This window comes from Ditibartonella apis (assembly GCF_001952075.1).
Taxonomy (GTDB): domain Bacteria; phylum Pseudomonadota; class Alphaproteobacteria; order Rhizobiales; family Rhizobiaceae; genus Bartonella; species Bartonella apis.
In genome coordinates this window covers 466,344-483,420 of record NZ_LXYU01000001.1, presented here as the reverse complement: position 1 = coordinate 483,420, position 17,077 = coordinate 466,344, and the positions used below count along the sequence as shown (strand labels likewise).

General features: G+C 43.8%; 16 protein-coding genes and 1 pseudogene. 9 read left to right on the top strand and 8 right to left on the bottom strand.

The window, feature by feature from the left end; translation table 11 throughout:
• Window positions 1-255 precede the first annotated feature (255 nt).
• The 4 genes and pseudogenes from ftsY to PEB0122_RS02090 all read left to right on the top strand — a co-directional run.
• Window positions 256-1,185 (top strand): annotated as a pseudogene (gene ftsY, locus PEB0122_RS02105) (signal recognition particle-docking protein FtsY); the annotation flags it as partial.
• Window positions 1,182-1,856, top strand: a complete 675-nt coding sequence (locus PEB0122_RS02100) for a septation protein A (RefSeq protein ID WP_075869488.1) — start codon at window positions 1,182-1,184, stop codon at window positions 1,854-1,856. The pseudogene ftsY and the gene PEB0122_RS02100, both read left to right, overlap by 4 nt.
• Before the next feature lie 34 nt (window positions 1,857-1,890).
• The gene (gene gloB, locus PEB0122_RS02095; protein ID WP_075915367.1) at window positions 1,891-2,652 is read left to right on the top strand and encodes a hydroxyacylglutathione hydrolase; all 762 of its coding nucleotides are present in this window, start codon (window positions 1,891-1,893) and stop codon (window positions 2,650-2,652) included.
• Window positions 2,653-3,138 carry a hypothetical protein gene (locus PEB0122_RS02090; protein WP_075915366.1) on the top strand — a complete coding sequence of 162 codons (486 nt, stop codon included), beginning with the start codon at window positions 2,653-2,655 and terminating at the stop codon, window positions 3,136-3,138.
• A gap of 508 nt (window positions 3,139-3,646) precedes the next feature.
• Here PEB0122_RS02090 and PEB0122_RS02085 read toward each other — a convergent pair.
• The 8 genes from PEB0122_RS02085 to hemE form a co-directional block, all read right to left on the bottom strand.
• Window positions 3,647-4,522, bottom strand: a complete 876-nt coding sequence (locus PEB0122_RS02085) for a ParB/RepB/Spo0J family partition protein (protein ID WP_075869491.1) — start codon at window positions 4,520-4,522, stop codon at window positions 3,647-3,649.
• A 35-nt stretch (window positions 4,523-4,557) separates the two neighbouring features.
• A complete protein-coding gene (locus PEB0122_RS02080; RefSeq protein WP_075915365.1) occupies window positions 4,558-5,352 on the bottom strand; it encodes a ParA family protein in 795 nt (264 codons plus the stop codon).
• A gap of 5 nt (window positions 5,353-5,357) precedes the next feature.
• Complete coding sequence (gene rsmG / locus PEB0122_RS02075) at window positions 5,358-6,005, bottom strand: 16S rRNA (guanine(527)-N(7))-methyltransferase RsmG (RefSeq protein WP_075915364.1); 648 nt, start codon at window positions 6,003-6,005, stop codon at window positions 5,358-5,360.
• Window positions 6,005-7,876 (bottom strand): tRNA uridine-5-carboxymethylaminomethyl(34) synthesis enzyme MnmG, encoded by a 1,872-nt coding sequence (mnmG, locus tag PEB0122_RS02070; RefSeq protein ID WP_075915689.1) that lies wholly within the window; start codon window positions 7,874-7,876, stop codon window positions 6,005-6,007. The genes rsmG and mnmG overlap by 1 nt, the downstream gene beginning before the upstream one ends.
• Before the next feature lie 229 nt (window positions 7,877-8,105).
• Window positions 8,106-9,413, bottom strand: a complete 1,308-nt coding sequence (mnmE, locus tag PEB0122_RS02065) for a tRNA uridine-5-carboxymethylaminomethyl(34) synthesis GTPase MnmE (protein WP_075915363.1) — start codon at window positions 9,411-9,413, stop codon at window positions 8,106-8,108.
• Window positions 9,414-9,728: 315 nt separating this feature from the next.
• Window positions 9,729-10,994 carry a transcription termination factor Rho gene (gene rho / locus PEB0122_RS02060; protein WP_075869915.1) on the bottom strand — a complete coding sequence of 422 codons (1,266 nt, stop codon included), beginning with the start codon at window positions 10,992-10,994 and terminating at the stop codon, window positions 9,729-9,731.
• A 142-nt stretch (window positions 10,995-11,136) separates the two neighbouring features.
• Window positions 11,137-11,682 carry a protoporphyrinogen oxidase HemJ gene (gene hemJ, locus PEB0122_RS02055; RefSeq protein WP_075915362.1) on the bottom strand — a complete coding sequence of 182 codons (546 nt, stop codon included), beginning with the start codon at window positions 11,680-11,682 and terminating at the stop codon, window positions 11,137-11,139.
• Window positions 11,679-12,704, bottom strand: a complete 1,026-nt coding sequence (gene hemE, locus PEB0122_RS02050; RefSeq protein WP_075915361.1) for a uroporphyrinogen decarboxylase — start codon at window positions 12,702-12,704, stop codon at window positions 11,679-11,681. The genes hemJ and hemE overlap by 4 nt, the downstream gene beginning before the upstream one ends.
• A 413-nt stretch (window positions 12,705-13,117) precedes the next feature.
• Between hemE and PEB0122_RS02045 the strand changes: the two genes are divergently transcribed.
• The 5 genes from PEB0122_RS02045 to dnaQ all read left to right on the top strand — a co-directional run bounded on the left by PEB0122_RS02045 (window position 13,118) and on the right by dnaQ (window position 17,045).
• Window positions 13,118-13,939, top strand: a complete 822-nt coding sequence (locus tag PEB0122_RS02045; RefSeq protein ID WP_075915687.1) for a pyruvate, water dikinase regulatory protein — start codon at window positions 13,118-13,120, stop codon at window positions 13,937-13,939.
• Window positions 13,940-13,959: 20 nt separating this feature from the next.
• A complete protein-coding gene (locus PEB0122_RS02040; RefSeq protein ID WP_075915360.1) occupies window positions 13,960-14,556 on the top strand; it encodes a Maf family nucleotide pyrophosphatase in 597 nt (198 codons plus the stop codon).
• A 1-nt stretch (window position 14,557) separates the two neighbouring features.
• Window positions 14,558-15,415, top strand: a complete 858-nt coding sequence (locus PEB0122_RS02035; protein WP_075915359.1) for a shikimate dehydrogenase — start codon at window positions 14,558-14,560, stop codon at window positions 15,413-15,415.
• Window positions 15,416-16,003 (top strand): dephospho-CoA kinase, encoded by a 588-nt coding sequence (gene coaE / locus PEB0122_RS02030; RefSeq protein WP_075915358.1) that lies wholly within the window; start codon window positions 15,416-15,418, stop codon window positions 16,001-16,003.
• A 340-nt stretch (window positions 16,004-16,343) separates the two neighbouring features.
• Window positions 16,344-17,045: a DNA polymerase III subunit epsilon gene (gene dnaQ, locus PEB0122_RS02025; RefSeq protein ID WP_075869500.1), complete on the top strand. Its 702-nt coding sequence runs from the start codon at window positions 16,344-16,346 to the stop codon at window positions 17,043-17,045.
• Window positions 17,046-17,077 lie beyond the last annotated feature (32 nt).

Sequence of the window (17,077 nt, the reverse complement as noted above, 5' to 3'; positions counted from 1 at the left end):
AACGAACCGGTCAAAGCGAAAAAAGAGCGGCCAGACACTTCATCAGAAAATTTAGAACCCGCTTTAGCCGAAAAGAAAAAGGAGGAAAGGCAACCTTCAAAAAAACCACAAGTTCCAGAAGCGGAATTTGTCGGTTCACAAACGATAGAGACAACAGAGGCCGAAACAAACACTTCGGCTCACAAAACCGTAACAATTACCGACAAGGTGACGAGAACCGAAAACAAGGTCGTCAAGCCGGATTTACCGCTCCATGAACCCAAAAAAATGTCATGGTTTGAACGGTTGAAATCGGGCTTGGCCCGTTCTTCCCGCCAACTTGGTGATTCCATCAGTTCCATTTTTACCAAGCGCAAACTTGACGAAGCGACATTGCAAGATCTGGAAGATGTACTCATTCAAGCCGATCTTGGTCTTGAAACCGCTCTCCGTATCACCGATACCCTTGCATCAAGCCGCTATGGCAAAGATATATCAACCGACGAAGTACGCACGATCATGAGTGACGAGATCAAAAAAGTACTTGAGCCGGTTGCCCGCCCGCTTGAACTTGACTTGAGCCATAAGCCGCATGTCATATTGGTTGTCGGTGTGAATGGAACCGGAAAAACCACAACAATCGGAAAATTGGCAGCCAAGCTAACCGCCGGCGGATTAAAAGTGATGCTGGCGGCTGGTGATACTTTTCGTGCGGCTGCTATCGAACAACTCCATATCTGGGGAGACAGGGTCAATGCACCGGTTGTTTCGACCAAACTCGGTGCCGATGCGGCAAGCCTTGCCTATGACGCTTATGAAAAAGCTAAAGCTGCCGGAAGTGATGTTCTTATCATTGACACGGCAGGACGTTTGCAGAATAAAACCGAACTTATGGACGAGCTTGCCAAAATTGTGCGTGTTTTAAGCAAGCATGATCCGGATGCCCCACACACTGTTTTGCAAACACTTGATGCCACAACCGGCCAGAATGCGCTAAACCAGGTGGAAATATTCCGCAACGTTGCCGGTGTGAACGGCCTTGTCATGACAAAACTTGATGGAACAGCGCGCGGCGGCATCCTTGTTGCCATTGCGGCAAAATACAAGTTACCGGTATATTTTATCGGGGTAGGAGAGGGTATTGATGACCTCGAGCCCTTCGCAGCTTCGGACTTTGCCGAAGCAATAGCAGGAAAACACGAATGACCAATTCACTTTTTGAACCCGATCCGGAAGATACCAAAGCGGTAAAAGAGCTCCATATGTCACCGGCGCTCAAACTCATTCTGGAAATGGGGCCACTGGTGGTGTTTTTCTTTGCCAATTACAAGGGCGAATGGCTTATCAAACATGTCGGCCTGTTTCAGGGATTTGAAAAACCGATTTTTCCTGCCACGGCAATTTTCATGGTTGCCATTGTTATTGCACTCGTTGCCTCATGGATTATTGCACGAAAACTCCCGATCATGCCGCTTATTTCCGGCGTCTTTGTGTTGATTTTCGGGGCTTTAACGCTTTGGCTTCATAATGATACATTCATCAAGATGAAGCCGACAATTATCAACACACTCTTCGGCCTTATCCTGTTTGGTGGTCTGGCATTCAATAAATCGCTTCTCGGCTATGTGCTTGATTCTGCCTTTCAACTTGATGATGAGGGATGGAAAATTTTAACGCGTCGCTGGGCCTGGTTTTTTATTTTTCTTGCCGTGTTGAACGAATTGGTATGGCGCAATTTCAGCAATGATTTCTGGACGACATTCAAGGTCTTCGGTGTCATGCCGATCACTATTATCTTTATGATTGCGCAAATGCCGATTGTTATGAAACATGCAACCTCGCCGATAGGTGTGAAACAGACAAAGCTTGACGAATAAGTCGAGAATTTCAAAAACCGATGGGATTGAAACAATGGAAATTACACAGTTCATTTGCCGCAGTGATAATTTCGGAGTGCTGCTTCATGACGAGGCAAGCGGGCTGACTGCAGCTATTGATGCGCCGGACGCAAAGGCAATCCGTGAAAAGCTTGACCAAAAAGGTTATAAGCTTGATGTTCTTTTCATTACCCATCATCATATGGACCACATCGAGGGAATTGCGGCACTTAAAGCCGTTTATGGCACGAAAATCATCGGGCCGGAACGTGAAGCCGACAAAATTGGTGGACTTGATGAAGGGGTCAATGAACAATCAGGCTGTAAATTCGCAAAATTCGATGTGAAAGTGCTTGAAACCCCCGGTCATACGCTTGGCTCCGTCTGCTATTATTTTCCTGAAGACAAACTGGTTTTCACCGGTGATACGTTATTTTCTCTGGGCTGCGGGAGACTGTTTGAAGGAACAGCCGAGATGATGTTTTCTTCGCTCGAAAAGCTAAAAGCTCTTCCTGACGATACCAAGCTTTATTGCGGCCATGAATACACCAAAGAAAATGCGCGGTTCGCACGCTCGGTCGATCCGGATAATGTCGCGCTTATCAATCGGGCTGCTGCTGTTGACAGGCTTATCGCAGTTGGAGAAACCTCACTCCCGAGTTCGATCAAAAGCGAAAAAGCGGCAAATCCCTTTTTGCGCTGCAATAACCCCGATATACGCCGCACATTGAAGATGGAAAATGCTTCGGATGTCGCTGTTTTTGCCGAATTAAGAAAACGCAAGGACCATTTCTGAATGTTTATCAAGCGATTTGTCATTGCCCTTTGTTTGATTGTCTTTCCGGTTGCCGCTTTTGGCAAAGATGCTCCAAAGCAGGATGACAAGCAAAACGAATTCTATCTCTCTCCGACGGGTAATCCGAAGATTATAGCGGAATATCCTTTGAATGAAGCTTTTCTGGTAAAGATGGAAAATGTCCAAAAGGAAATGTCGGAGTCCACGATCAGGCTTTCGGAATCCGAAACCGGTAATGATGGTAGTATTGACGGGCTCATTAAAACCATTTCAAAAGATGAGCGCGTCATGAACATTTTGAAAAAAAACGCGCTCGAACCGAAAGATTATGTTGTCGGTTATCTGGCATTACAAGCAAGCCTTGCTGCTGCATCCTCGCTTGAAGATCAGGATGCAATATTTGACGATAGCACAACAGTATCAAAAGAAAATCTCGAATTCGGAAAACAATTCGCCGATCGTATTCGTAAGGTTCTCGAACAATAGAATTTATTGCCTACCGTTAAATCAGATAAACTCGATAACACAGGTTGGTGCAACACCTCCCTACGCTTTTTCGCCGCGCAGTTAGTCAAAGCTTTTATACTTAAAGAAAAATATTTTTATTAAGAAATAACATAAGATTGTTATAATTTATGACAACGTGATTTTTAACAATACTTTAAAAAATATAAATATTTACATTCTGTAGATGTGTTTTTATATAATATGATGCGAGATAGTTATACGATTTTACTTAAATATTTTTCGATTTGCGTTCTATGTTATCGCCACTTCATTATTTTACTAAAATCCGGATAAACAGCGTGTCAGTTTTATAAGCAAACTTACAAAGAGTTTTCACGCCGGTAAGACCGGTTTTGCTGAGTCTCTGAAAAGGAAAAGACATCGCAAAACACGAAAATAGATGCGGCTACTCTCTTTTTGAAAGCTGGATAACGTCGAGGATCGTGTCTCCCGATCAATCGGGGTGAGAGATTGACGGCAAGCGCTTCTAATTCTGTAAACGCCTGCAAATATCGTCGAGCTGTTCCAGCGAAGAATAATGAATTTTAACATCCCCGCCTTTTTTGCCGTGTTTGATGGCAACTTTCATGCCTATGACATCGGCAAGTAGTTTTTCCAGCGACTTGGTATCGGCATCCTTTTCGGTCGGTGTGCGTTTTTTTGTTTTTCCATTTGATTGCCCGTTTGCCAAAGCTTCAGCCTGACGAACGGATAGGCCGTCACGGATAATTTTTTCTGCTAAAGCCAGAGGGTCTTCGACTGTTATCAGACAGCGGGCGTGCCCGGCCGACAACTGTCCATCATTGATGAATTGTTGCACTTTGGCCGGAAGTTTCAGTAATCTCAATGTGTTAGCAACATGGCTGCGACTCTTGCCAATTACCTGTGCAAGATCGGCTTGGGTATAATCATGTTCATCGATCAGCTGCTGATAGCCCATGCCTTCTTCCAGTGGATTAAGATCGGTTCTTTGAACATTTTCAATAATGGCAAGTTCCAAAGCCGTGCGGTCATCGACGTCACGAATAATAACCGGTATCTCATTGAGGTTTGCCCGCTGGGCAGCACGCCAGCGACGTTCACCGGCGATCAATTCAAACCGGTTCGGGTGGTCGGGTGAGGGACGTACGACAACCGGCTGAACCACGCCATGTTCACGGATGGATTGGGCAAGGTCATCAAGCTCGGTCTCGGTAAAGTGGCGCCGCGGATTTTGCGGATTACGGGAAATAAATTCGATTGGAACCTGACGTTCCGGTGATGTCTTCCGGGTAGTGACAGGTTTATCAATACCAAGATCAACATCGCCGATAAGAGCCGCGAGACCACGTCCAAGCCGTTTTTTCGATTGATCGTCACTCATATTTATTTCCTTGATTATTCAATAGGTTAAAAAATTCAAGCGGCGCGCAACTGGCGTTCGCGTTGAATGACTTCGGAAGCAAGTTGCAAATAGGCCTGACTGCCTGCACATTTCAGATCATAAAGCAAAGCCGGTTTACCGAAGGAGGGCGCCTCCGACACACGAACATTGCGCGGTATAACAGTTTGATAGACTTTGTCCCCCATAAAGGACCGTACATCCTCCACAACCTGATTGGAAAGATTATTGCGGCCGTCATACATGGTAAGCACAATACCCTGTATTTCCAGTGCAGGATTAAGTGAACCACGAACCTGTTTTACCGTTTCCAACAATTGGCTCAAGCCTTCAAGTGCCAAAAATTCGCATTGTAGAGGCACAAGAACGGAATCGGCTGCGCCCATTGCATTAAGTGTCAAAAGATTGAGGGAAGGGGGACAATCAATCAGAATATATGAAAATTTCTCGGTCACCATAGGGTTTTTTCGCAAGGCCTTTTGTAACCGCTGAATACGGTCAGTTGCCGGGGCAATTTCCATCTCGATTCCGAGAAGATCGAGTGTCGAAGGCACAACATAAAGGTTTGGCACTTCTGTTTCTAATGCGGCGTCATTGACCGATGCACCCGAAACGATAACATCATAAGACGATAGCGGGCGTTTGTTACGATCTATTCCCAGTCCGGTGCTGGCGTTACCCTGTGGGTCAATATCCATCACCAATACGGTTTCGCCAATTGCCGCAAGCGCAGTAGCAAGATTGATAGCTGTTGTTGTTTTGCCAACTCCGCCTTTCTGATTTGCAATGGCGATAATACGTGTGTCGCTCATTTCTCTCACCCCTTACGTGAATCGATCTTGCTAATTTCGAGAATAACTGACTGCTTATCAATCTTGCTTTGATGAACTTCAAAATCGAATTTCCAGTTCTTCTCTGCTTCGGCTATTTCTTTCTTATAATCACGGCCCTTCTGGAATAGGGCGGTTGCGCCTTGCTCAAACCAGGGTTGTGTCAGTTCAAAAAGCTTTTCAAGCGATGCCAAGGCGCGTGACGTGATAATTTTCGGTTTGTTAATGTGTATGTAACTTGTTTCAATGCGGCTGGTATGAACTGTTGTAGGCAAATTGAACTCGGCGCTCACACTTCTTAAAAAAGCGGCTTTTTTGTTATTGCTTTCGACAAGGTCGATGTGAAAACCGCTTTGTTCTTTCAAAAGAATTGCGATAACAATTCCGGGAAAACCGCCACCCGAACCAATATCACACCAGTTTTTTGCTTGTGGTTTGAATTTTGCGAGTTGTGCACTATCAAGAATATGCCGTGTCCAGAGTTCGGGCAAAGTAGCATTTGCGATTAAATTGATATGGGATTGCCACTTTTTAACTGCTTCTTCAAAAGCCATCAAAGCTCCCGCTGTTTCACGTGAAACCGTAGGCACAATTTGCAGTATTGATTGATATTTTTCTTCTGCCCATTCGGTCATCAGGCGCTTCTCCGATTTTCGCGGTGTAAACGTTGAATATGGGTAATAATAAGAGACAGAGCTGCTGGTGTCATGCCATCGATTTTTTGTGCTTCGGCTATTGATCGGGGAGCACGGGCACGGATTTTTCCTTTCAGTTCATTGGAAAGGCCGGAAATCACATCAATGTCGAGTTCTGCTGGAATACGGAGTTGTTCATCACGCTGAAGATTAGCAATGTCTTGAGCTTGTCGCTCAAGATAAACCGCATATTGGGCCTCAATCTCGAGTGTTTCAGCTGTTTTTTTATCAATCTCGTTAATCGATGGCCAAATTTCACTCAAACGGGAAAGTGACATTTCTGGATAAGAAAGCAAATCATAAACATTCCGGCGAATTCCGTCGTGTTTTATTTGCAATCCTTTTTCAGTGGCCTCATTTGGTGTGATTGTTATCGATTGACAAAGGTCACGGGCTGTTTTCAACAAATCCTGTTTATGTTGAAAAGCCTGTTGCCGTAACGAGCCGACAATTCCCCATTTTAATCCCAAAGGTGTCAATCTTTCATCAGCATTATCTGCTCTTAAAGACAAACGGAATTCGGCACGAGAGGTGAACATACGGTAAGGTTCACTGACGCCACGTGTAATCAGATCATCCACCATAACCCCGATATAGGCGGTTGACCGGCTGATCGTAACCTGTTCCTTACCTGAAGCTTTGTTTGCAGCGTTCAGTCCGGCAAGCAAACCTTGTGCCCCTGCTTCTTCGTAACCTGTTGTTCCATTGATCTGGCCGGCCAGAAAAAGACCTGGAAGCGCTTTTAATTCCAACGTTGCATAAAGTTGCCGCGGGTCGACAAAATCATATTCGATTGCATAACCCGGTTGCAAAACCTTTGCGTGTTCCAACCCTTCAATGGTTTTGATAAAATCGAGTTGAACCTCTTCCGGCAGAGATGTCGATATACCGTTCGGATAAACCGTATCATCATCCAATCCTTCCGGTTCCAGAAATATCTGGTGTCCGTCACGCTCGCCGAATTTTACAATTTTATCTTCAATCGAGGGACAATATCTCGGTCCTATGCCTTTGATCGCACCCGAATACATTGCCGAACGATGAATATTATCTTTTATAATTTGGTGGGTTTTGTGGTTGGTTCTTGTAACAGCACAATCTATTTGCGGTTGACTAATTGTTTCTGTCAAAAAAGAAAACGGTACAGGATCCTCGTCAGCACTCTGCTTTGGAAGATTGTCCCAATCAATCGTTTTTTTACTTAAGCGTGAAGGAGTACCGGTTTTCAACCGTCCCAAGTGGATACCATATTGTTCTAGATGTTCTCCCAGAAGATTACTGGGTTCTTCGCCCATTCTTCCGGCTGGCCATGTTTTTTCACCTATATGAATAAGTCCACGCAAAAATGTACCCGTTGTCAAGACAACAGCACCGGCTTCAATTTGTCCATGAGTTTTACAAACAACGCCTGAAACTGCGTCATTTTTTACAATAAGATCAATGACTTCATCTTCTATAACCGTAAGATTGGGCTGCTCCGTAATTAACGCCTGCATGGCTTTTTTATAGAGCTTCCGATCCGCCTGTGTGCGTGGTCCCCTTACCGCCGGTCCTTTTCTCCTGTTAAGCAGTCGGAACTGTATTCCGGCTTCGTCTGCCGCCCGTCCCATCAGTCCGTCAAGTGCATCAATTTCTCTCACAAGATGACCTTTTCCAAGACCACCAATTGCCGGATTACATGACATCGTTCCGATTGAAGCAAAATGGTAGGTGACCAGCGCGGTTTTTGCACCGGTACGTGCAGCCGCACCAGCAGCTTCACATCCGGCGTGTCCGCCCCCGACAACAATTACATCGAATTTATCAGCCAATTTTATATTAACACCGTTAAAATTATAACGTTTCACGTGAAACAAAAGAACTGTACCTTCTTGGATGGTACATCAATTTAACAATCTGTCTAACACATAGAATGTTTCACGTGAATCATTATTTTCGAAGATTGAACATATAATTCAACCTCTGTTTCATGTGAATCATCACTTTACTGTTTCACGTGAATCAATTTTTTGGAAAAAGTCATCAACCGTACAAGACAACCTATTTTCCTATACAAAACTGCGAAAAAATAACATCCAAAATGTCTTCAACATCAATATCACCGGTAATTCTACCAAGCGAATCCGCAGCCAACCGCAAATGTTCGGCTCTCAATGACAAATCGCGGTTTGAATGTTGAACCGCATTGTCTATCTCGGAGACAGCAGTTTTCAACAATGTTAATTGCCTTTTGCGAGCAGTGACCACTTCTCCGACGTCATATGAAAAATTCGAGCAGAACGAAGCAATCGCTTTTACAAAAGAATCAAATCCTTCACCGGTTTTTGTCGAAAACTGGATTGGCCATTCTTCTGGTGAACCATTTACCAAATCACATTTATTTCCGATATGCCAAATTTCTGCATCGGTTTCGGGAAGCTCTATCGGAAGCGGATGTGCCAAATCATCAACAACCAAAACAAGATCAGCATCCTTCACTCGATCATAAGCGACTTCAATACCGAGTTTTTCAACTTTGTTATCCGTTTCTCGCAATCCGGCCGTATCGGTTAGCAAAATCGGATAGCCATCAATCACAATACGCGTCTCCAAAGCATCGCGGGTTGTGCCTGCTTCGTCGGTAACAATGGCGACATCAAAACCTGATAACCTATTGATAATACTAGATTTTCCAGCGTTTGGGGCACCAGCAATGACAATTTTTATACCATCGCGCATGGATGCGACACGTTCACTCTTTTCAATAAAATCCGCGATCGAATGGCTTAAAGCTCGTAAATTATTCCAAACAATGTCACTCACAGAACCCGGAACGTCTTCTTCGTCGGAAAAATCAAGCTCTGCCTCTATCATGGCGCGAGCTTTAATAAGATCGCTTCGCCATTGCCGATAAAGCGTCGCAAGTTTACCGCTTGCCCCCATGATGGCTAGTCGCCTTTGGCTTTCGGTTTCTGCTTCAATGAGATCAGCCAATCCCTCGGCTTCCGTTAAATCGAGCTTACCATTAAAAAACGCGCGTCTCGAAAATTCACCCGGTTCTGCCAAACGACATGAATCGAACTTCGCAAGTTCGTTCAAAAACCGTTCAACGACGGCTTTGCCCCCGTGAAGATGAAATTCTGCACAATCTTCACCGGTAAAACTATGAGGAGAAGGAAAAAACACCGTTAATGCACTATCGAGAAAATCATCGTCTTGGGATACCAGCTTTCCATATGTCATAACGCGGGGCGTCGGAATTCGACCGAGCAACGTCTTGACGATTGCTTTAGTCATATTTCCCGAAACGCGGATAACCGCTACTCCGGAGGGAAGCTTTCCACTTGATAAAGCAAAAATCGTATCCATAGTCGTCATCCTCGTTGTGGAATAGGTCTTCCAATCTCTCCCGCTTCATTTTAAACGGCCAAAAGTTCTAAAGTTCGACAAATGTTCTATAAGGCATTTGAAGTAGAAGAGACCATCCATTTTTTGCATAACTTTGTTCAACTTTGTCTCAAGATGTTATTTGGCCGGACCAAAAATAAAAAACCGTCCGAGAAACTCTCCGGACGGAAAAAACTGTTACATCAATTTTTTTAAAACACCCGTCAGGCATTATCCCCGATATTATCCGAGGTGTAACCATCCCGATCAGGTGTTTCCAAATTAGGTATTCCCCAATTAAGTATTCATTGAATCGAAAAATTCCGCATTGGTTTTCGTCTGTTTCAATTTGTCGATCAAAAATTCGATTGCATCGGTTGTGCCCATTGGAGCGAGAATGCGACGCAAAACAAATATTTTTTGCAAATCCTGACGGGAAACCAATAGATCTTCCTTGCGGGTTCCGGATTTCAAAATATCCATTGCCGGGAAAATTCGCTTGTCAGCCACTTTCCGGTCAAGCACGATTTCAGAGTTACCTGTTCCCTTGAACTCTTCAAAAATGACTTCATCCATACGGCTTCCTGTATCAATCAAAGCCGTGGCAATAATTGTGAGCGAACCGCCTTCTTCAATATTACGGGCCGCACCAAAAAAACGCTTGGGTCGTTGCAACGCGTTTGCGTCAACGCCACCGGTCAATACTTTTCCCGATGAAGGAACGACTGTGTTATAGGCACGACCAAGACGGGTGATCGAATCAAGAAGAATGACGACATCGCGCCCCTGTTCAACAAGGCGCTTTGCCTTTTCAATGACCATTTCAGCAACCTGAACGTGTCGTGATGCCGGCTCGTCGAATGTAGACGAAACAACTTCACCTTTGACCGAACGTTGCATATCGGTAACTTCTTCCGGACGTTCGTCAATAAGCAACACAATCAGGAAACATTCCGGATGATTGGCCGTAATTGAATGGGCAATGTTCTGTAGGAGAACTGTTTTACCGGTTCTTGGTGGTGCAACAATCAGTGCACGCTGCCCCTTACCCAAAGGAGAGATGAGATCAATGACCCTTGCCGACATATCTTTATTTGTCGGGTCACTTAACTCCATTTTCAACCTCTCGTTCGGATAGAGAGGTGTCAAATTATCAAAATGAATTTTGTGACGGATTTTTTCCGGATCTTCAAAATTGATTGTATTGATTTTTAACAGAGCAAAATAACGCTCGCCTTCTTTAGGGCTGCGTATCGGTCCCTCCACAGTATCGCCGGTTTTTAATGAAAACCGCCGGATTTGGGATGGTGACAAATAAATATCATCTGGCCCCGGAAGATAATTGGCATCGGCCGAGCGTAAAAACCCGAAACCGTCGAGCAAAACTTCCAGAACACCTTCACCGATAATTTCAACATCCTGAAGGGCAAGTTTCTTCAAAATGGCGAACATCAGTTCCTGTTTGCGCATTAATGAAGCGTTTTCTACCTCAAGCGTTTCGGCAAAAGCGACAAGTTCAACCGGAGTTTTACTTTTCAGCTCTTGTAGTTTCATCTGTTGAATATTCTGCATCCAATATAAACTCTTATATTTATGGAAAAATTATTTTCCTCGAAAAAGCGCCTTGTTCAGAAACTTTGGAAAATAAGAAAGGAGGGTAAATTCCATCTACCCCCCTTGTATTAAGAAATCAAGCCATTTTCATTCAGAACGGTTTTACAATGACATCAATTACAGCGATGATCATCAGCACTGTTGGTACCTCGTTTAAAACACGCCAGGTCTTTTCCGAAATATTATTTCTATCTTCGGCAAAATGGCGAACCCCGCGTGATAACAATCCGTGATAGCCAGAAAGTATAACAACGACGAGAAGTTTCAGATGTAGCCAGCCACCCTGTAATGCATAAACTTCCCATGCCAACCAGAGCCCGGTTATCCACGACGCGATCATCGCAGGATTGATAATTGCCCGCAACAACCGCCGTTCCATTATTTTGAACGTTTCGGATTGCTTTGAACCGGTTTCGGCCCGACAATGGTAGACAAAAAGGCGCGGTAAATAAAACATCCCCGCCATCCAGCAGATGATAGAGATCACATGGAAAGATTTGATCCACAACGTTGCATCCGGATATTGTTCCGGATTCACGTGAAACAATGCCCATAAAACAACCACAACAATCAGTATTGAAATGATGGCGCGAAGCCAGATTGTTCCTGTTGTCATGTGCGTTTTAGAATTTGTCATTTGTTAAAATTCCTCACCAGTTTGACCAGTCTTTCGACGTTTTTGATAGGTGTCTGTGGTGTTATTCCATGCCCCAGATTAAAAACCAACGGGCCCTGCCCCAGATTCTCCAGAATAGTCTCTATTCCTTTTTCGAGCGCGACACCACCCGAAACCAGTCGCAATGGATCAAGATTTCCCTGAACCGGTGTTATTTGTTGCAATTTTTTAGCAAATGAAAGAGGCACAGACCAATCAAGTCCAAGAGCTGTAACACCCGTTTTCCTGGCAAAATTTTCATAAAGGGTACCTGCACCTTTCGGAAAACCTATTATAGGAACTTCCGGAAAAACTTTTCTGATACGCTGAACCATCCGGTTTATTGGATAAATGACATAGCTATCAAAACTTTCTTCATCCAGAACACCTGCCCAGGAATCAAAAATCTGTAGAACTTCGGCTCCCGATTTTACCTGATTGATAAGATAATCTGCCGAAACATCTGCAAGAATTTCGAGAAGTGTTTTCATAGCTTCGGTGTGGCTAAATCCGAACAGTCTGGCAGGAGCCTGATCTGAAGTGCCGTGTCCAGCAATCATATAGGTTGCAACGGTCCATGGAGCTCCACAAAAACCGATAAGCGTTGTGTCACGAGGTAAAGCGGTTTTGAGAAGAGATAAAGTTTCAAAACTTGGGGCTAGTCTTTCCTGAGCCCTTTCGACATTTAAATTTTCTATTTCGTTTACCGATAGAGGATCAAGAATCGGTCCCTTCTTTTCTTCAAAACGTAGATTTCTGCCTAAAGCATGGGGAACGACGAGTATATCCGAAAACAGAATTGCTGCATCAAAGCCGAATCGTCTGACCGGTTGCATTGTGACTTCAAAAGCAAGTTTGGGGTTATAGCAAAGATCAAGAAAGCTCCCTGCTTTTTCCCTGACTTCGCAATATTCCGGTAAAAACCTTCCGGCTTGTCTCATCAACCAGATTGGTGGTGGAGAAAGTGTTTTACCACTTAGAACTTCAAGAACTTTTTTTGTCATGGCTTATGTTGGCTTTTCCAAAGGGAGGTTTCAAGAAAGAAATTATTTTGAATCGGGATTCTGATTCTTAGAGTCTGTGTTTTCTGTTAATTATTTATTAACCTTATTTTATCCACAGATTTGGCGATATTTTTTAAAATCAGGAAATGGCGTTTTCCAACGCCCGTCTATTCATCGTAAAAGATAAAAAATGATTTATAGAATCAAATGGATTCGCGGTTTTTATGATGAATTGTCAAAAACCCGTTCAATTTAAATGAATAAGAGTTTTCCCCATAATTCATAAGTCTGAATTTGAATTTCCCACAACGCATTGGCTTGTGTATAACATTATAGACTTATCCTCTGATTTTTTTGGTGTGCACAAAATGCTCGTTTCTTTGCACATCTATCAACAAGGGCCTGTGAATCCTGTGGCAAAACAAAAATTGGACTTTCATTTATATATGATTTCTGATGCAACCGGAGAGACTCTCCTCTCGGCAGGGCGTGCAGTCGCCTCTCAATATGTCGAAGCTAACGCTATCGAACACGTCTATCCACTTATTCGCAACGAAGCCCAGTTGCAGGAAGTGATCGGCCAGATCAATCGGGAACCTGGAATTGTGCTTTACACAATTGTCGACGAAAAAATGGCGCATCTACTGCATTCGGCATGTGAAAAAATGGATGTTCCTTCAGTTTCTGTTCTTGATCCGGTTTTCAAAGCGTTCCATTCATTTTTGCGATTGCCGGCAAACCGGCGCGCCAGTGCCCAGCACGAGCTTAATGCAAATTATTTCAAACGCATCGAGGCACTGGATTACACAATGGAACATGATGACGGCCAACTACCCGATGGGCTACAAGATGCCGATGTGATTCTCGTCGGGGTTTCGAGAACATCAAAAACGCCGACAAGTATTTATCTTGCCAATCGTGGTATCAAAACAGCCAATGTTCCATTGGTTCCCGGTGTTTCACCGCCAAGTGAGCTTTTCCTATCAAAAAAGCCATTGATTGTCGGTCTTATTGCTTCTGCTGACAGGATAAGTCAGGTGCGGCAAAGTCGCAATATTGGCGGGGGTCTCACAATCGAAAGCTATATTGACAGGGCAAGCATCACGCAGGAACTCAATAATGCAAAACAGATTTTTCAGCGCAACAATTGGCCGGTTATTGATGTTACACGCCGTTCTATTGAAGAAACAGCAACTGCGATTCTCGAACTTTACCTGCGCGATCATCAAATCTGAACTTCATAAAAAGAAAAACTATGTCTCATAAACCGCTTATTCTCGCATCTTTAAGCCCATTCAGAAAATCGATTTTGGAAAATGCCGGCCTCGAATTCGATGTTGAAGGAGCAAAAATAGATGAGCGCGAGCTCGAAAAAACTTTAGGTAAAATCACGCCTCAGGAACTTGCTAAAAAACTGGCAATGAAAAAGGCTGAAGATGTTTCCAGCCGGTTTCCGGATGCGCTTGTTATCGGATGCGATCAAACACTGGAGCTTGAAGGAAATGCACTTCATAAAGTGGCAAATCTTGAGGGAGTGCGTGATCGTCTTTTCTCTTTATCAAGTAAAACACATTATCTCCATAGCGGCATCGCTCTGGCAAAAGCTGGTAAAGCCGATTGGGTCGGGCTTTCAACGACAAAAATGACAGTCCGGTCATTATCTCCCGAATTTATTGATTATTATATCGATAAAGCAGGAGAAGATGTTCAATCAAGTGTCGGTGCCTATCAGGTTGAAGGCTTGGGTATCCAGCTATTTGATAAAATAGATGGTGATTATTTTACCATTATCGGTTTACCCCTCTTATTATTGTTGCAGAAATTACGCGAGACAGGAATCATCATTCGATAAGATGAAAAACATAACAACAGAAATACCCCATGCTTTTGTAACCGGTTATCCGGTCGGACATTCGCTTTCACCGCAAATTCATCGCTTTTGGCTCAAAAAATATAACTTGGCCGGAACTTATGATGCAGTCGAGGTAAAGCCGGAAAATTTTGAAACATTTATCAGTTCGCTGCAAAAAAAAGGTTTTTGCGGCGGCAATGTTACCCTTCCTCATAAGGAAGAAGCCTTTCGCCTTTCTGAAAAAAAAGATCACGCTGCAACAAGGATAGGAGCCGCCAATACATTATGGTTCGAGAATAACACACTTTGTGCAAGCAATACCGATGGTTATGGTTTTGAAGCCAATCTTAACGATTTTGCTCCCGGTTGGGGTGGAAATGCGGCGCTTGTCATCGGCGCCGGAGGTGCAGCGCGCGCAATTATTTATACGCTTGAACAACGCGGTTTTGAGAACATTTATCTTGTAAACCGGACGAAATCCCGTGCCGACAAGCTTGCCGGTTATTTTGGCAATCAGGTAAAAGCACGCAATTGGAGCGAAATAGATGATCTCGTTCCTCTGGCGGATTTAATCGTCAATACGACATCTTTGGGAATGACAAATAATCTTGTAGTGAAAGACAGCGAACCGTTTATTCACCTTGATCAGGCAAAGCCGTCGGTCCTGGTGACAGATATTGTTTATACTCCTTTGATGACGCCGATTCTCTTGGAAGCCAAAGCTAGAAACCTCAATTATGTCGATGGAATCGGAATGTTGCTTCATCAGGCTGTACCGGGGTTTGAACGGTGGTTTGGAATAAGACCTGTTGTTGACAACGAATTACGACAAGAAATTCTGGGTAGAATGGGCCATTAAATGATTATCCTCGGGCTTACAGGTTCTATCGGCATGGGAAAAACGACGACAGCCGGCTTTTTCGAGGAAGCCGGCATTCCTGTTTATAATGCTGATAGGGCTGTCCATGAACTTTACGAAAATAAAGAGGTTATTGAAAATTTAAGCCGTATTTTCCCCGATTGTTTGACAGATGGCCGGATAGATCGTTCAAAATTATCGAAAACAATTGTCAGGGATCCGGCAAAACTTGTCCTTTTGGAAAAGTTTATTCACCCGCTGGTACGCAAAAAAGAAAAAGATTTTGTAAAAATGCACCGCGATCGGGGTGATCCGCTGGTGGTTCTCGATATTCCTTTATTATTTGAAAAAGGGCCTCAAGGACGGGTTGACAAGATAGCAGTTGTTTCGGCACCAACCGGAATCCAGCGGCAACGTGTACTTGCCCGCAGCGGCTGGGATGATGAGAAGCTCGACCGTATTTTGTCACGCCAGATATCAGATGAAGAAAAGCGTCGGCGTGCGGATTTCATTATTGATACGGGCAAGAGTCTTGATGATGCCAGACAACAGGTAAAACATCTGATTTCCCGTTTGATTGGCAAGTAGACCGCCTGTCCATAAAAATAATAGTATTTTTTGGTGAGTTTTTGTAAAATTGAAATGACGAGGTTATCGGCGGATTTTTGCGCCGTTATATCCGGATTATCCATAATTTCTTTCAGATATAAGATGTAAGAGTCATCAAAATGTTTTTTGCGTCGATTATTTTGGATTGCCACTCTTCCGGAGAGGTGAGCGAATATAGTCATTGGAAACGTTATTTGTTGTTTATTGTCTCCCCGAAACGCTAGAAAAATATGAAACAATCCGGTTTGAAGTGACCATTCGTTTAAAAAAGGCCAATGCAAATTAATGCACGTTAAAGAGTAGATGAGAGCAAATTTTTATGAGAGAAATTATTTTTGATACTGAAACAACAGGCCTTCACAAAGAAACAGACCGTATTGTCGAAATTGGTTGTGTGGAGATGGTTGATCGCTATCTTACCGATAAAACTTTTCACGTCTATCTCAATCCGCAAGGCGTAATCATCCCTGATGAGGTTGTAGCAGTTCACGGACTTACCAATGAGCGCCTCAAGGACGAGCCGAAATTTGAAGAAATAGCCGATGATTTTCTCTCCTTTATCGAAGGCGCAACATTGATTGCCCACAATGCAAACTTCGACCTTGGTTTTTTGAATGCGGAATTGGGGCGTATTCATAAACCGCTTATCAGTGTTGATCGTATTATCGATACATTGGCGATGGCTCGTCGGAAATTTCCGATGGGCCCGAATTCTCTGGATGCTTTGTGCAAACGCTTCGGCATTGATAATTCACGCAGGACGCTGCATGGAGCTTTGCTTGACTCTGAAATTCTCGCCGATGTTTATATCGAACTTATCGGCGGCAAACAGGGTGCTCTGGGATTTGACGGAGCTAATACCGATAGCAAATCCAATGAAAACGAGGATCAGAAGAAAATTGTTCTCAAAGCTCGCCCTGAACCATTGCCAAGCCGTTTGAGCGAAGAAGATAAAGCGGCCCATGATGCTTTGCTTGCAAAAATTGGCGAAAAAGCCATGTGGAGCCACATCAAAAATTGAACCAACGGGAAAAATCGGACGATGGGATAAAC